General features: G+C 57.9%; 15 protein-coding genes. 10 read left to right on the top strand and 5 right to left on the bottom strand.

The genetic code is table 11. The features are described 5' to 3' along the window. Positions 1 to 26: 26 nt before the first annotated feature. Both AXG89_RS40325 and AXG89_RS40320 read right to left on the bottom strand, forming a co-directional pair. Complete coding sequence (locus AXG89_RS40325) at positions 27 to 317, bottom strand: EF-hand domain-containing protein (RefSeq protein WP_119024874.1); 291 nt, start codon at positions 315 to 317, stop codon at positions 27 to 29. Between the two features lie 66 nt (positions 318 to 383). After that, positions 384 to 1,376 (bottom strand): hypothetical protein, encoded by a 993-nt coding sequence (locus tag AXG89_RS40320; protein ID WP_075357548.1) that lies wholly within the window; start codon positions 1,374 to 1,376, stop codon positions 384 to 386. 289 nt (positions 1,377 to 1,665) lie between these two features. Between AXG89_RS40320 and AXG89_RS40315 the strand changes: the two genes are divergently transcribed. After that, positions 1,666 to 2,547: a sterol desaturase family protein gene (locus AXG89_RS40315; RefSeq protein WP_075357688.1), complete on the top strand. Its 882-nt coding sequence runs from the start codon at positions 1,666 to 1,668 to the stop codon at positions 2,545 to 2,547. A 198-nt stretch (positions 2,548 to 2,745) separates the two neighbouring features. Here AXG89_RS40315 and AXG89_RS40310 read toward each other — a convergent pair whose 3' ends face one another. Then, entirely contained in the window at positions 2,746 to 3,513 is a 768-nt protein-coding gene (locus tag AXG89_RS40310; protein WP_236873635.1) for an oxidoreductase, read from the bottom strand. Between the two features lie 1,158 nt (positions 3,514 to 4,671). Further along, positions 4,672 to 5,517 carry an alpha/beta fold hydrolase gene (locus tag AXG89_RS40300; RefSeq protein ID WP_075357549.1) on the bottom strand — a complete coding sequence of 282 codons (846 nt, stop codon included), beginning with the start codon at positions 5,515 to 5,517 and terminating at the stop codon, positions 4,672 to 4,674. Positions 5,518 to 5,740: 223 nt separating this feature from the next. On the opposite strand from AXG89_RS40300, the gene AXG89_RS40295 reads away from it, so the two are divergent. The 7 genes from AXG89_RS40295 to AXG89_RS40265 all read left to right on the top strand — a co-directional run bounded on the left by AXG89_RS40295 (position 5,741) and on the right by AXG89_RS40265 (position 13,619). Further along, complete coding sequence (locus AXG89_RS40295) at positions 5,741 to 6,853, top strand: GlxA family transcriptional regulator (RefSeq protein ID WP_205583111.1); 1,113 nt, start codon at positions 5,741 to 5,743, stop codon at positions 6,851 to 6,853. A 248-nt stretch (positions 6,854 to 7,101) separates the two neighbouring features. Beyond that, positions 7,102 to 7,968 carry an STAS domain-containing protein gene (locus tag AXG89_RS40290; protein ID WP_075357551.1) on the top strand — a complete coding sequence of 289 codons (867 nt, stop codon included), beginning with the start codon at positions 7,102 to 7,104 and terminating at the stop codon, positions 7,966 to 7,968. A gap of 2 nt (positions 7,969 to 7,970) precedes the next feature. After that, positions 7,971 to 8,354, top strand: a complete 384-nt coding sequence (locus tag AXG89_RS40285) for an STAS domain-containing protein (protein ID WP_062001821.1) — start codon at positions 7,971 to 7,973, stop codon at positions 8,352 to 8,354. Next, on the top strand, positions 8,345 to 8,761 hold the full coding sequence (locus tag AXG89_RS40280) for an anti-sigma regulatory factor (RefSeq protein WP_075357552.1): 417 nt from the start codon (positions 8,345 to 8,347) through the stop codon (positions 8,759 to 8,761). Before AXG89_RS40285 ends, AXG89_RS40280 begins: the two co-directional genes overlap by 10 nt. Further along, positions 8,746 to 9,744, top strand: coding sequence for an ATP-binding SpoIIE family protein phosphatase (locus AXG89_RS40275; protein WP_075357553.1), 999 nt, complete (start codon positions 8,746 to 8,748; stop codon positions 9,742 to 9,744). Before AXG89_RS40280 ends, AXG89_RS40275 begins: the two co-directional genes overlap by 16 nt. A 1-nt stretch (position 9,745) precedes the next feature. Beyond that, positions 9,746 to 11,449: an ATP-binding response regulator gene (locus tag AXG89_RS40270; RefSeq protein ID WP_075357554.1), complete on the top strand. Its 1,704-nt coding sequence runs from the start codon at positions 9,746 to 9,748 to the stop codon at positions 11,447 to 11,449. A gap of 121 nt (positions 11,450 to 11,570) precedes the next feature. Continuing rightward, positions 11,571 to 13,619, top strand: a complete 2,049-nt coding sequence (locus AXG89_RS40265) for an ATP-binding protein (RefSeq protein ID WP_075357555.1) — start codon at positions 11,571 to 11,573, stop codon at positions 13,617 to 13,619. Between the two features lie 85 nt (positions 13,620 to 13,704). On the opposite strand, the gene AXG89_RS40260 is transcribed toward AXG89_RS40265, so the two are convergent. Beyond that, positions 13,705 to 14,517, bottom strand: a complete 813-nt coding sequence (locus AXG89_RS40260; protein WP_075357690.1) for a phytanoyl-CoA dioxygenase family protein — start codon at positions 14,515 to 14,517, stop codon at positions 13,705 to 13,707. A gap of 104 nt (positions 14,518 to 14,621) precedes the next feature. Here AXG89_RS40260 and AXG89_RS40255 point away from each other — a divergent pair, with 104 nt between their 5' ends. Then, positions 14,622 to 15,530 carry a LysR family transcriptional regulator gene (locus tag AXG89_RS40255; protein ID WP_075357556.1) on the top strand — a complete coding sequence of 303 codons (909 nt, stop codon included), beginning with the start codon at positions 14,622 to 14,624 and terminating at the stop codon, positions 15,528 to 15,530. Between the two features lie 78 nt (positions 15,531 to 15,608). Then, positions 15,609 to 15,779 (top strand): hypothetical protein, encoded by a 171-nt coding sequence (locus AXG89_RS40250; protein ID WP_162916243.1) that lies wholly within the window; start codon positions 15,609 to 15,611, stop codon positions 15,777 to 15,779. Positions 15,780 to 15,937: the final 158 nt, after the last annotated feature.

Here is a 15,937-nt window from a genome sequence, read left to right as displayed (position 1 = left end):
GACGCGTCTCCCACGGTCACTTACATTCAGCGTGCCATTGCTTTTTGCTTCATCAGGTCTTCGATCTGCGGCAGCGTGACGTAGCCGACCCGCTGTGTATCGATTTCGTCGAAGTGCTTCGCCGCCATTGGCATGCCGGCCGCCGCCTGGTCCCGAGTCAGCTTGCCGTCGCTTGTGGTGTTGGCGCTGGCAAAGCGAGCCTGCAATTGCTGCGTTGCACGCTCGCCGCGCGCGGGTTCGACAAGCGGCAGCCCGACCTGAGCGGATGCCGTTGCCGAAACAATACACAAGACAAGGACCGCAATCATCTTTTTCATCATTTGCTCCGTGATGTAGCCGACGCTCATGGCCGGCAGGGTTGATTCATTGATCTGACGTTACTGCTACGCCCAGTGCGCCGGTACCCAGACACGGCCGGCCCAGTGTCCGGGCACCATCACCGCGGCACGCGGCACGGGTGCTACATACACCGGACGCGGCGTGAGATACAGCGTTCGTACTTGCGGCGCGACGTACACGAGGCGCGGCGGCGGGGGCGGCGCGACGTAGACGACCTTGGGCGCGGGCGGCGCAATGTAAATGGTCTTCGGCGCAAGAGGCGCGACGTAGACAGCAGGTGGCGGCGGGGGCGGAGTTACGTACGCGGCCGGCGGCGTCACGACCACTGGTACCGGCGCCGATACAACGGCAACCGGCGGCGCGACAACGACCGGTGCCGTGCCCACCGCAACCGTCCCGCCCACTGCCGTGACGGTGCCGCCCGTGGTCACCGTACCGCTGTGTACAACCGTCGTGCCGGTGCCCGTCGCCACCACGCCTGCGGCTACGCGCGTCGCGCTGCCGGAATGAGTAACGGTTCCGCCATCGCTGCCCGTCACGGTGCCGGAACGCACGCAGGTGGAACCCGCGCAGTCTGTCGATGCCGAGTGACTGGTCGTGTTGCCGTTCGCTGCGGTGATCGTTCCCGAGGACGAGTATTGACCCGGCGCGTTGCGCGTCACGCTGCCTGATGTGGTGGCGCTGTGGCCGTCAGAGCCGGTCAGGCTGCCGGTGTGGTCACACGTGCCGCCGGCGCAGTTCGTGTCGCCCGAGTGCTGGACCTGACGGCCGTTGGGGCCGATGGCCGTGCCGGAGTTCGAGAACTGCCCGGGTGCGGTGCGGGTCACTGAGCCGGTGTTGGTGGCTATGCCGCCGTAGGGGTTTTGGACGCCGCCAGCGTGCGCGCACGTGCCGCCCGCGCAGGAGCCGTAGCGCGCTCCGTCGTAGGCGCCGTGTGGCGTGTAGGCCGTGCCGTGACTTGCCCATCCGGCGAAAGCGGGCGTGCTGACGGCGATGAGCAGCGAAGCGATGGCTGAGGTGAGATAACGGAGTTTCATAAGGGATCCTTCAAGGTTCGGTTCAGTCACGCACTGCGGCGTGGCAACGGGACGAACTATAAAAGGAGTCCGCGAAATAATCGCGCTCGAAAAGATGTCGCGGTGTTACACCGAGCGGCAAGGTTCGCGCGCCTGGCGTGCGCCGCTGCGGTACGAATTCCGTGACATCCGGCGACATGGTTTTCGCATGGTTTTTTGCCGGTCAGCCCATTACATTAGCCTCAGCCGAAGCGACAACGTCCGTTACCCGCAGACCACGCGTCTTCCTCACACCCATAAGCTGCCCATCATGTTCACCACTGAAAAAATCGCGGTCTTTGTGTTGTTGTTCGTTGTTGGCGTCTCGTTGATCGAGGCGTGTGTGCTCACCCGCAAACAGCGCAATAGCGACACGCCATTCGACTGGTATGAAGTGTGGATTTCGCTGGCCGACATGGCCGGCCGCAAACTGCTCGCACTCCTTCCGCTCTCGCTTGCAGCGCCGGTTTTCGCCCTTGCCTGGGATCACAGGATCTTTACCGTCACGCTCAACAGCGCGCTGATGGTGTTCCTGCTTTTTATCGGCCAGGAATTCTGCTACTACTGGTACCACCGCGCGTCGCACCGTATCCGCTTTTTCTGGGCAACGCACGCTGTCCATCACTCGCCGAACCAGTTGACGCTTTCGTCTGCTTATCGGCTTGGGCTGACAGGCAAGTTGACGGGCTCGGCAGTATTTTTCACGCCTCTCGTCTGGCTCGGCGTGCGTCCGGAAATCGTGCTCGCAACACTGAGCTTCAATCTGCTCTATCAGTTTTGGCTGCACAACACGTGGATGCCGAAATTGGGCTGGCTCGAATGGGTGTTCAATACGCCATCCGCGCACCGGGTGCACCATGCATCGAACATCGATTATCTCGATGCGAACTTTGGTGGCGTGCTCGTCATATTCGACCGGCTATTCGGCACGTATGTAGAAGAGCACGCTGAGGAGCCGTGCCGCTACGGTCTCACCACTCCAACGCGCTCGCGCAATCCGCTTGTCGTCGAATTCGAGCACTGGGCCAGTCTTGCACGCGACATTGCATCGGCGGGCAGCGTCTCGACTGCTATTCGCTACGTGTTCCTGCCGCCGGGTTGGCGCGCGGATGGTTCAGGCGAGACCACCGAAGCGCTGCGCCAGCGCATCTGACCGCTGTGCGCGAATGACGCGATACCCTTTCGGAGTAGCGTTGATGGCAGCTGCCCAAGCCACCGCTATCCGAGCCCGTGAAAATCAGTTATGCCAGCGCAGCGCTACGCCGCGTGGTGCGCGTGCTGCCGGCAAGTTGTCGATCTCCACAAAGCCGTCGCTGCAGTAGTGGCTCCGCGCGTCCCACCGATCGCTAGCTCATCTATATCCAGTAAACGAACTGCTTTTTTTGCCACCCAAGACGATTCGGTGGATATTATCTGGATACACCCAGTGGCGAGCTTGGCGCTCGATGAGGTCCATAAAAGCCGGAGGACCACTGCAGTAGATCTGAGTATTCGGATGTGCTGGGCTCATCGCGTGAGAAATTGTCTGCGCTACTTGGTCAGCATCCAAACCAAAATGATGATTGACCTTGCCTTCGCTTCCAAGCGCGTCAAGTTCGTCCCGGAAGACTGCGCGTCCAGGTGATCTAGCAAAGTTGTGCAGCTCGAAAATTTGACCTGCATTGGCGAGTTGATTCGCAATCCCCGCGATAGATGCAACGCCTACGCCACCAGAAAAAAGTATCGATCGTGTGCAAGAGTTCAAAACAACAGTAGGGTTCTGTAACGCTCCGATAAACATTTCGTTTCCTTGGCTTAACAAGGGGTCCGCCGTTGTTGTGTTCGCGCCGCAATCATCATGTCTCATTGCGATTACATATGCCCATGGCTGAGAGCTAAAAGAGCACAGAGGATAAATCCTCTCCTTATAAGCGGCGTTGTCGAGAACTATCGTGACGCAAGCTCCATCGTCAAACGAGGGAAGCTCCGATCGGGACTTAGCTTGGATTTCTACGGCATGGTAAATCTCGGCAAGTTGCCATTTCCGCGTAACGATGACGGAGAGGAGGTTGTCACGCATGTCTTCCCCAACAGGCGCTTGGTCTTCCAAAATCGGACTTTTGAGGAGTATGGATTGCATGAGATAGCCGGTACGGAAACTATTGGAAGGATAGCTGAACGTCAAATACAGGTTAGGGCGGAAGATATCCCCAGAGCAAGGCGTTCAAGGCGAATACAGCGTATATAGCTACTCTGATAGTCCTCTTCACCACAATGCAAACCCGTTAGCAGTTGTCTCAATGACATTCACGTACTGATACACGCCAGTCGCTGCTAACGGACCATGAAAGTAGGGAAATTGGGCCTCTTGATCTCTCCATTCATTTTGTCCAGCCTGATTGCCGAGGCTGTACATCGCGCTGCCCGACAGGCCGCTGAAGTCGGGCGTCTTGTATTGAACGAATTTGTCCGCCTTGAGTCACCAACCACGCCCTGTTTGTTGTCTATGTCAGGAACATGCTGTCGAGTCCGGCGGTCACTTCGGCTATCGCCAATGCCATTTATGGTTCGACGGGGCAACGCAAGCGGTCGACTCCGTTTGATTTGCGGAAAGAGAACACTAGCGCAAGAAGCACATAACGACGATTGGGGCGCTGCTTGCCTGGTGATACCACGCTCATTCTTTGCAGACAATGCGCCGGCTGCGATCGACCAGTTTAGAAGCGCCTGATCAACCCAACACTCCAACCTGGAATCTCACTTACATCAATGCAAAGCGCATTTTCGATGACCGAGTGCTACTCTCACTGTAAGGATCGCCTTCCTTGTTGGATCGTGTTTTTGCGTTGCAGCGGTGGTGATTAACGGGGACTGTTGAGACATGAGGCGTCCATGTTGACGCCATGTGACTGTAAGCGCAGTCGTCCCTGGCTTGTTCAATACCGAATCGACGTGTAACTGGAGCCGCTTTACCCAGGCGCTGAAGGAAGCGCGAAAGGCGGCAAGACCCCGAACCGCCGCTTGAGCTGAAGTTGGTGGAGGCACTCACGCAGAAAACGCCGCTCGGCGTTCACCGGATCGACCCGCAGATGTCGCCTTCGCCTACGCATACCTTGCAGCAGTGCTTTCCCAGCAGGGAAGTCATTCTGGAACGCCGTGACCCAGTCTTCGATCGAAGGCTGGGTCACGGCGTGTTTGTTTAGTGTCGGCGACGCCGTTCCTGTACGCTGCTTCGCCGGTCGACGAGGTGGCAATAATGCCTTGACGAGCGGTGAGGGAGCGGGGAAACCGTCACCAATCAGGACCTGATAAATGCAAGCAAGTCTGCGTTGATCTGCTCCGCATGGGTGGTCGGCATCCCGTGTGGCAATCCTGGATACGATTTAAGCGTCCCGTGCTTCAGAAGCTTTACCGACTTTGCGCCCGTGGTGGGAAACGGGCAGATTTGATCGTCCTCGCCGTGCATCACAAGTACTGGAACGTCGATTATTGCCAGATCGTCGTAAAACTCGGTTTCCGACAGTACCTTGACGCAATCGTATTGCGCCTTGATGCCGCCCATCATGCCCTGCCGCCACCAGTTCTCGCGGATTCCTTCGGACACCAACGCGCCAGGCCGGTTGAAACCATAAAACGGAATCGTGATGTCCTGGTAAAACTGCGATCGATGATTCGCCGTGCCGTTGCGTATCTCGTCGACAACTTTCCGTGGCACGCCATCAGGGTTCTTTTCCGATTGGATGAAAAGTGGGGGAATTGCGCTGATCAGCACCGCCTTCGCTACGCGACCGTTTCCGGTGCCGTGTCGGGCGACATACCGTGTCACTTCGCCGCCGCCTGTTGAATGACCGATATGCACCGCGTTCCTGAGGTCGAGCGCCTTGGCGAGCTCGGCGACGTCTGCTGCATAGGTGTCCATGTCGTTGCCGCGAATGGTTTGGGTGGACCGGCCATGACCTCGGCGATCGTGAGCGATTACCCGATATCCGTGGTCCAGGAAAAACATGAGCTGCGCGTCCCAATCATCTGCGGAAAGAGGCCATCCGTGATGAAATACCAATGGATCGCCTGTGCCCCAGTCCTTGTAGAAGATTTGCGTTCCATCCGCGGTCGTCACGTATGAACTTCCAGAATTCGCTTCCATTTCGTATCCTTAAAAAACGGTGTTGACGAAGAGATAACTGTTGTTCAAGCGCAGACGCTACTTCAAGAAGCCGGTTACCAAGTATTGAGTCGTAAAGTGGATGACAGCGTTGGCCCAAGAATCTGGGCGCACGATCCGCGCTGCCCACGCCTCGCTTTTTGTTGAAATTTTGGTCTGCCGTCGTCAGGGTATTCGGCGTGCCTGAACAACACAACGGACGAAAATGACAGAAAACATGGCAAAAACGGCACTGACTTCGAGTCCATGGGTTGAGATTGGACTTGCTTGCGATGCGGGTACATCGAACACAGGTATCTATGGTCTGACAGACTTGTTCACCTATGCTGGCGAGTTCGCTGCGAAACGGCATGGCGGCTGTGCAGGATCAGCTATCCGCATTACGCACTGGCGGGCGGACGACGAGGACGCGACTGAGGTCCGCTGTGCATACGACAGTTGCCCGAGTTCAACTCATACGCTGTCACTGCTGGTGATTCCGGGAAGCGTGCAAGCTCCGGAAAAGACCGGACGAATTAGCCCGCTCTTGCATTGGCTTCGTGAAAAACATGCTGAAGGGGTTGTCCTCGCAGCGGTATGTGGTGGTGTCTTCATCTTGGCAAGAACGGGGCTTCTTGCTGGCCGGCAAGCGACGACGCACTGGTCCTTCAATGATGTATTTGCTGAGCAGTTTCCTGACGTCTTAACGGAAACCGATCACATGGTCATTGACAATGGAGACGTAGTCACGGCCGGAGGAGTGCTCGCTTGGGCGGACCTCGGGCTGCGACTCACTGAAAGATTTCTGGGTACAGCGGTCATGCTGGAGACAGCGCGTTTTATGCTCGTTGATCCTCCTGGACGCGAGCAACGCTTCTATTGCGAGTTCGATCCAAAAACGAAACACGGAGACAGAGCCATATTAAAGGCACAGCTATGGCTTCTCACTCAACGCGAGCGTCACGTCAGCGTTGCTGATCTGGCACGGCATGCAGAACTTGAGCAGCGGACATTTCTGCGTCGTTTCTTTGCAGCCACCGGTATGAAGCCAAATGAGTATCAGCAGCGGCTCCGGATCACTCGAGCCCGCGAAATGCTTGAGTTCTCGCAAGCTTCCGTTGAAGACATATCCTGGAGCCTTGGCTACGGCGACGCCACCGGGTTTCGTCGCGTGTTCCGCAAGGTCATGGGACTTACGCCATCCGATTATCGGAGACGATTTTGCCAACCGGCGCCGCAGCGAGCCCTATCTTCACCTAGTCGTCTCATGTCGACTTCACAGCAGTCGCCTGAAGAAGGGGCGCAATCGGCCGTGCAGGGGCGAACCCGCGACCAATGAAAGCGCAAGACGAAGCCGCCGGCGCTTGTTTGAACTGTCCTTCCCGACAAGAAGGAATGCCGACGTTGAGCGTCACATTGGCGCTGCTGCCTTCGTCAATGCGAGCGGTCAATGCGGTCCCGCCCGCGGCGTTGAATCCCGTGTATGCAGGGAGCTACGGCGCCCGACCGCCTTAAATTGGGGTCCGACGAGATGTCCCATATAATCACATTCTGAAAAAATCCGCAAAACAAGATTAGGAGAGTGACTTGAGTAAGCACGCAGGGTTAGCTGGCATTTTCGAAAAAGATGAAGCAAAAATTCTTTCAAGCTGGGTAGCGGAGCAACTTTCCAGCGAAACGCGTCAGGGCGCGTTGTCGGAGGCAGACGTCAAGGAGGCATCGCGGGCTTTCTTGTCAGTATTGGCAAATGCAGTAAAAAATGGATACGACGAGCAGCTTAGCGGTGCTCATTGGGACGACGTCAAAGCCCATCTGTCAAAATTTTCGCGAGAACGTGTGCTTCAAGGTTTTTCCCCCGAGGAAACCGCAACCTTTATTTTCTCGCTGAAAAAACCGTTGTTCAACGGCTTGCGCGATTCGGGCGAGGACATCGATCGTCTGAACGACGAGTTCTGGAAGCTGACGCAGATGATGGACAAACTGGGTCTCGTCACGATCTCCGAATACCAGAAGAGCCGTCAACAGATCATCGAGCGGCAGCAGCAGGAATTGCTCGATCTCACTACGCCAGTCGTCAAGCTGTGGGATTCAATCGTTGCATTGCCGCTGATTGGCACGCTCGACAGCGAGCGCACCCAGGTCGTGATGGAAAGTCTGCTCGATTCGATCGTTGAGAACGAAGCCGCGATTGCGATCATCGACATCACGGGCGTACCGACCGTTGACACGCTGGTCGCGCAGCACCTGCTCAAGACCGTCGCCGCCGCGCGGCTGATGGGCGCAGAGTGCATCATCAGCGGCATTCGACCGCAGATCGCACAAACGATCGTGCACCTGGGTGTCGATCTTGGCGATGTCGTGACCAAGGCCACCTTGGCCGAAGCGCTCAAGATCGCGTTGCGCAGGGTAGGTTTGGTAGTCGGCAAGCTGGGCAGCGTCAAGACAGGCGAATAAGTATGGAGCAAATTCCGGTTCTCAAGCTCGGCGACTTCCTGCTGGTATCGATTCAGGTCGAGCTACACGACGAGTTGGTATTGAATCTACAGGACGACCTGACCTCGCGCATCGAAAAGACGAGGGCGCGCGGTGTGCTTATCGACATCTCTGCGCTCGAGATCGTCGACTCCTTTATCGGACGGACGCTGGGACATATTGCTGCCATGGCGCGCGTGCTGGACGCCACTACGGTCCTTGTCGGCATGCGCCCGGCCGTCGCGATCACGCTGGTCGAACTCGGCATGTCGTTAAAAGGAATTCGCACGGCGCTCGACGTTGACAAGGGCATGGCGCTGCTGCGGCGGGCGCTCGACGCGTCGGACGGGACGGGAGAATCCTCATAATTGCACTGAGCCCTGCCGTTCTTGAAATACGCACGTCCGACCAGGTCAACGGTGCGCGTAAATTCATACAGGAACTCGCAATCAAACTTGCTTTCGGGACGCTCGAACGAACCAAGTTCGTCACAGCGGCGAGCGAGCTTGCGCGCAATACGCTTGTACACGGCAAAGGGGGCACGGTCACGATCACCGAGGTCGAACGCGACGGGCGCACCGGAATCAAGCTCGTGTTTGCGGACGAAGGGCCAGGGATTCCGGATATCGAACGGGCGCTGGAAGACGGTTACAGCACGGCGAAAAGCATGGGGCTGGGACTAGGGGGCGCGCGCCGCCTGGTCAACGAATTCGAAATAACATCGACCGTCAATGGCGGCACTAGAGTGAGCATTACGCAATGGAAGAGGCGCTGAGTCTCACGGATCAAAGCGGGGTGGCGCAAGCGCGGCGCGCAACGATCAAGCTTGCGCAAAGCCTCGGATTTTCCGAGCGCTATCAGGCGGACGCCGCGTTGGTCGCAACCGAAGCGGCCACCAACATCATCAAGTACGCCGGGAGCGGTGAGATCCTGCTGCGGCGCTATGCAAGCGGCGACGTCCTGGGCCTCGAATTGCTCGCTCTCGACCGTGGGCCAGGTATCGCGAACCTCGACGCGGCCCGGCGTGACGGGTTCTCGACAGGCGGGAGTCTGGGTGCGGGATTCGGCACGATGTCGCGTCACTCGCACTTGTTCGACATCTATTCCGTTGCAGGGGCCGGCACCGCCGTCCTGGCACGCATCCAGAACTCGAAATCGCATGCCGCCGACATGTCGTCATATGCCGTCGGGGCACGGTCGACTCCGAAGGCTGGCCAGGAAATTTGCGGTGACGCCTGGGGGGCCGACGAGCGGGGCGGTCTAATGCGCGCAGTACTTCTGGATGGCCTGGGTCATGGTCCCCTCGCGTCCGTTGCATCAAGTTGTGCAGTGGACATCTTCCGTCAGTCCGACCGGAACGACACTCCGGAAAGCATTCTCCGTCGCTCGCATGAAGCCCTCAAATCGACGCGCGGCGCTGTCATGGCGGTGGTGCAAATCGATACATCAACCGGCTCGATCAAGTTTGCCGGAGTAGGCAACATCGTGGGGATCGTGGCGTCCGGCGAAAGCATTCAGCATCTGCTTTCCACCGATGGAACAGTGGGCTACAACATGCGCCTTGTGCGTCAGTCTTCGATCGAATGGACGCCCCGAAGCGTCATCATCCTGACAACGGATGGCTTGTCGACCCGCTGGAACCTGAATCGCCATCCGGGTCTGATTCAACATCATCCAAGCCTGATTGCCGCAGTCCTGCATCGCGACTTCGCGCGCGACACGGACGATGCGACCGTTGTCGTCGTCAAGGCGGTTTGAGATGCTTCATCGAATTCTTTCCACGCCGATCAGCACCAATCTGAGCCTCGTCGCGATCCGCGACCGGTCGCGCCAGGTGGGCGAACTATTCGGGCTCGACAATCTGCAACGCACGCGTTTCATCACGGCCATCTCTGAAATCGCGCGCAATGCCGTACAGTTTGCTGGTGGAGGTACGTTGACATTTCTTGTCGGCGACGCCAGCGAAGCAATCAACATGCAGTGCGTGGTGGCGCAGATTTCGGACAAAGGGCCGGGTATTACGAACATCGACGAACTGCTTGCCGACGCGACACGGCCCGAAAGGACGTCGACCATCGGGATTCCGGGCAGCCGGCGTATGGCCGACGGATTTTTTATCCGTTCGCAACCGGGCCAGGGGACGACGGTATCGTTGGAAATGTTCCTTCCCCGCGATACGCCCCGACTTACCACCATCCAGTTAAATCGATTGGTCGAGCAGTTGATGCGCAGGAAGGCACAGACGCCTGTCGAGGAGCTCGAGCGGCAGAATCGTGAGATGCTCCTTGCGCTCGAGGAACTGCGCCGCAACAAGGCCGAGCTTGAAGATGCGGATGCCCGCAAGAACGAGTTTCTTGCCATGCTCGCGCACGAGTTGCGCAATCCGCTCTCGGCAATCTCGTTATCGCTCGAAGTCGCGCAGCGCAGCGCCGAGCCGCTCAGTGCGAATCAGACAAAGACCCTGGCGGTGATCGGCCGCCAGACGCAGCATCTTTCCCACATGGTCAACGACCTCCTCGACGTATCCCGGCTTACACGTGGCAAAGTCGAGTTGAGGACTGAAATTGCGCGTGTTGATACGCTGATTGATGGAGCAGTTGAAATGACTGCTGCTGAAGTGGCGCGCCATGGACACCGCGTAGTCACCGAGTATCCGCCCGAGCCTGTCATGGTTCGGGTCGATGTCGGCAGGTTGAAGCAAGTGTTCGGCAACATCATTCACAACGCTGCGCGCTATACGTCACAAGCAGATGAGATCACCATTCGAGTCGACTTCGACGACCATAGCGTGCGCGTGGAGATCGTTGACCGGGGTATTGGCATCGACGCCAACATGCTTCCACGCGTGTTCGATTTGTTTGCTCAAGCGTCCATGGGGCTTGGGCGTCAGGAAGCCGGCCTCGGCATCGGGCTGACGGTCGTGCAGCGCCTGGTGAGCGATCATGGTGGCACTGTGAGCGTACATAGCGCGGGCATTGGGCAGGGCAGCGCCTTTGTAGTCGAGTTGCCGCGTGTTCACAACCTTGCGCCTGACATACCGGACCACTGCGCACCAACATACGGAGGGCAACCGCAGAGAGTGCTGCTCGTGGATGACAACGAAGACTCGCTCAGTTCACTGGAAGCATTATTGAACATGAATGGTCACGAATGTCGCATCGCCCTTAGTGGGAAAGCCGCGCTGAGCCTGGATGCGGGATTTCGACCAACATTTGCAATAGTCGATATCGGGTTGCCGGACATGTCTGGTTTCGATGTTGCGGTCAGTTTGCGGGAACGATTCAATAACGAGCCGCTGACATTGATCGCCTTAAGCGGGTACACGACGGCTGAATTCCATAAGGAAGCGATCGAAGCCGGTTTCGACTACTATTTTGCAAAGCCGGTGCCGATCAGCAAGATATTTGAATTGATGGAGGCGTTACCCCCAAGTGAATCGCGTGTCCGCACAAATGGGTTTTGATCGTTGCTACATACGACCCCACGGTTGGATGCGTGGCTCCCTTGGATAGCCATCCGTGTCGGTAGGTTTTGATTCCCGTAACGCTGATAACGAAAAGCCGGTGAACCTTATATACGTCAGAATGATGACCCGATCCGCGCAGGTTCTAGCCGCGCTGGCGCTGTTGGTCGTCTCAGCTGTCTTCATTGGGTATGTCACCCACTCTGCGCTGCTCATTACGTTCGCACCTTCGTTGCAGGGCATGTCGCTGTTGACGGCCCTCGGTATAGGATGCGCCGCCCTTGCGTTCTTTGTCCGGCGCCGGGCAGCGTTGGTCGCCGGCTGGACTGCACTCCTGGCTGCCATTGTCGCATTGGCTTCCCATGCGGCTTTCGGGCGAGACGTCATCAGTCCAAACCTGGCGCACGTTCTTTTTGGCCTGCCGCCCGGGCAGAGTGGGCGTACATCGATCGCTACTGCGATCGCAATTGCGCTTGTCGGTCTCGCGCAACATCAGCGGCTCCTGCGGCGGCACCTCCTGGCCGATATGCTCGCGAGTGCAGCGTTGCTGCTCTCGGGCACGGCGCTGCTAGGCTACGCGTACGGCGTTCGAGACCCGTACGGCGTTCGAGACCTCTACGCGCTCTTTCTTTTCAATACGATGGCGGTCCACACTGCCGCCGCGCTATTCGCGCTTGGACTCGCCACGGTGTTTGCGCAAGCAGACCACGGCTGGGCGCGGATGATTGCATCCTCGCGCACGGGCGGCGCGGCAACCCGGCATCAGCTTGCATTCACGCTGCTGCCGCCAGTCGTGGGTGGTGCGCTGCTAGAAGCCATGCACAGTGGCAGGCTAGGGACGGCCGTCGCGATGGCACTGCTCGTCATGATCACGATTGCCCCTTTGATCGCACTGATCCTGCACGACGGCAAGACGCTTGACACGCTCGACCTGGAACGGGAGTTGTCGGATCGACTGAAGCAGCAGACTGCAGACAGTCTCACCGCCCGCCTTGCCGAGCAGGCGGCGGCACTCAATCACGAAAGCGCCGAGCGCGCGAAAGCCGAATCTGCAATGTACGGCGCGCAAAGGCTGGAAGCAGTGGGGCAATTGACCGGCGGTATCGCGCACGATTTCAACAACTTGCTTATGGCTGTCTCGGGCAACTTGCACCTTGCCAAAAGCCGGCTGGGTGACGAGCATCCAGCGCGTACCTACGTGGACAATGCTGTAGTCGCCACTCAGCGTGGAACGAAACTGACCGCCCAGTTGCTGGCGTTTTCACGTACGCAGCGGCTCGACATGCGGCCAATCGAACTCGACGCGGTCGTGCAAGATGCGCGAGGTTTGCTGGATCATGCGTTTGGACCAACAGTCGCGATCGACCTCGAGTTGCTCGCGCCCGGTGCCTGGATCCGCGCCGATGCCGACCAGCTTCACCTCGCCATCTTGAATCTCGCGCTCAATGCGCGTGATGCCATGCCCGCCGGCGGCACGTTCAGCATCCTCACACTGGACGACACTTCGCTACGTCACGACCCAGGCGATGCAGGCTTTGCCATGATCCGCGTGAGTGACAGCGGCGTGGGCATGACGCCCGAAGTCATCGAGCGGGCGATCGATCCGTTTTTCACCACGAAGGAGCGCGGCAGGGGCACGGGCCTCGGCTTGGCGCAAGTGTACGGGGTGGTGAAGCAGTGTGGTGGCGATCTGCGCATTCGAAGCGCGCCGGGAGGGGGCACCACGATTGATCTGCTGTTGCCGCTCACTGCCGAGCGGGCAACAGCGGGGCCGCGTACTCTCGAACCGGGCGCGCCACCTGTTCTCGCAACATCGCGCCCTGGGCCACTTCTTGTGATCGACGACGACCATGTACGTATTGCGCTCGCGGAAATGTTCCGTAGCGCCGGTTACGACGTGACCGAAGCAGAAAACGGCGCGGACGGACTACGCGTGCTCGACGAGATCAAACCGGTGCTGGCTGTCATCGACTTCATCATGCCGGGGCTGAATGGGGTTCAAGTCGCGCGCCTTGCTCGCTTGAAGCAACCTTCGCTTCCGATCATTTTCGTGAGCGGCTACGCAGATACGCTCGCGCTGGATGAAATTGGCAATGCCATCATTCTACGAAAGCCAGTCGGGCCGGAAGCGTTGCTCAACGCAGTCGATAATGCATTGCGAGCGGCATGAGCTATTGGATCGTTCTCGAGCTGTGGCCAGCGCTGCATGCATTGTGGAACCCATTTACCTTATCGAATTGACGTCTAGCTCGCCTTCAGTAGTGCACCGTATGCGGTCGGTTCAAAATGTCGTCGCTACCCGGTTGCAATGGCACGAAGTTAGTCGAACGCACATAATCCGGACGTGGCTTCTCCACTTCGGCGGGACGATTTGCGACCTGGTTGTACACGATATACGCTTGCCAGCGGTCGTCCCCCGAAAGATTATGGCCAGACGAATGCACAATATTGGCATCGAAAAATACGACCGTTCCCGGCGCGCCGATGATCGGTACCGCTCTCGGATGAGTCGATAAGACTTCGAGCATTTTCGGCTTTGGCACGACGTAAAAGCGGTATCCGGTCGCGTCGTCGAAAGCGGGTTGCAGCGAGCCGAGCTTGTGGCTTCCTGGAATGAAATACAGACAGCCCCCCATTTCAGTGGGTTCATCCAGCATGACTAGCGCGGTGGTCATCGTCGGGTTTGGCACACCGTCCAGGTGCCATGTTCCAAAGTCCTGATGCCATTGCCATACAGAACCATCGATGGCGGTCTTCAGATTGCACTTCGTGTGATGAATGTAGAGCGCCGGATCATCCAACAATTGTTGTGCCGGTTCGAGCAGTCGCGGTGCACGCGATACCGCGTGGAAAACGGGCGACGCCGTTGGACTCTTTGTTTCATGCACCTTGTAGATCGTCTTCGCAATGCCACCGGTTTTTTCACGAACCAGATGGTCGGTATCGATTTGCTGAATGCGTTTCAGCTCGCGCTTCATCTCCTGAACTTCAACATTGGACAGCAATGACGGCAGCACGACAAACCCGTCGCGCGCATACGCGGTCAGTTGTACATCACCGAGCTTCATGATGAATCTCTCCTGGTTGATCTCTTTCAAGCCGGATCGTAGCGGCATCGGGGAGTGTTGTAAAAGATATAATTAGTTCGCTTTCAGTACCTTAAAGGTATGACATGGAACTTCGTCATCTGCGCTATTTCCTGGCCGTCGCGCAAACCCTGAACTTCACCAAAGCCGCCGAGCATCTGCACATGGCGCAGCCGCCGCTGAGCCGGCAGATTCGCGAACTCGAGAATGAACTTGGCGTGGAACTATTCGACCGGCGGGGCAAGCGTGTGACATTGTCGTCGGCGGGGATGGTGTTTGCGGACCGCGCGCAGCGCATCCTGGCATCGGCAGATGCTGCCGTCATCGACTCACAACGCGCGGCGCGCGGCGAGATTGGGCGGCTTGCGGTCGGCTTCTTCGAACACATCGCGTACACGCTGTTGCCTGCGCTCATTCGCGAGTTCCAGCAGCGCTTTCCCGATGTATCCATTGAGTTGCGCTGGTTCACGGCTGCCGAGCAGTTCAACGCGCTTGCGCGCGGTGAAGTCGATGTCGCGTTCGTGCGCGCCGTGCCGCCCGACACGGAACTAAGATCCACGATGATCCTGCGTGAGCCGTTCGTCGTTGCGTTGGCGAAAGATAATCCGCTTGCCACTAAACGCACCATTTCGATCGTCGATTGCGCGAACATGCGCGTGATCAACTATCGCAAGGATGTCGCGCCTGACTATCACGCAATCATCAATCAGCTCTGCGCGCTGGGCGGCTTTTCGCCATCGCCGTTATTCGAAATGGGGCAGATCTACGCATCGCTCGGACTTGTCAGCTCGGGTTTCGGCATTGCGCTGGTGCCTGCCTCGGTGCAGCACGTGCACATGGATAACGTGGTGTACCGGCCGCTTCGCGAACGCCAGGCGGTGAGCGAATTGCAACTCGCATGGACGAATCCATCGCCGCCTGCGGTGTTGAGCGCGTTCGTGGAACTCGCACGCGAGATTGCCGCGCGGCCGGGCAGGCGCGTCACTCATCATTGAGCAAATCCCATTCACAGCATGGATGCTGGCCCGCATGACACTGCGCGCCTACTCACCATAAAAGGCTTGAGGCTCTCGATGGTGCTCCATACCGCTAACACAATCATGCTGGATGCGCCGCGCGCCGCTTGGATTGAACGTGCGGCTAACGATACGGTGATTATGCTGAAAATTCGCGATCGTCAGGTTTCAACTCTAGTTGCAAGTGGACAGAGAGCAACAACTTTGGTTGACGACTTGTCGATGTAAGGCAAATTTGAGCGCTTTGAAGAGTAGAGATTGTGGGAGGATTAACTACAATGGGCTGCATATTCATCGCATAATCGACTGCCCGCGAACGTCCTGTCTTGTCAATGTCTCTCAATGAAGCGTCCACAAAACCCACGCCGCCTTTTTTGTACCAACGC

Source organism: Burkholderia sp. PAMC 26561, assembly GCF_001557535.2.
Lineage (GTDB): Bacteria > Pseudomonadota > Gammaproteobacteria > Burkholderiales > Burkholderiaceae > Caballeronia.
The sequence above is the reverse complement of the archived record's forward strand: the minus strand, read 5'-3'. Positions and strand labels throughout refer to the sequence as shown.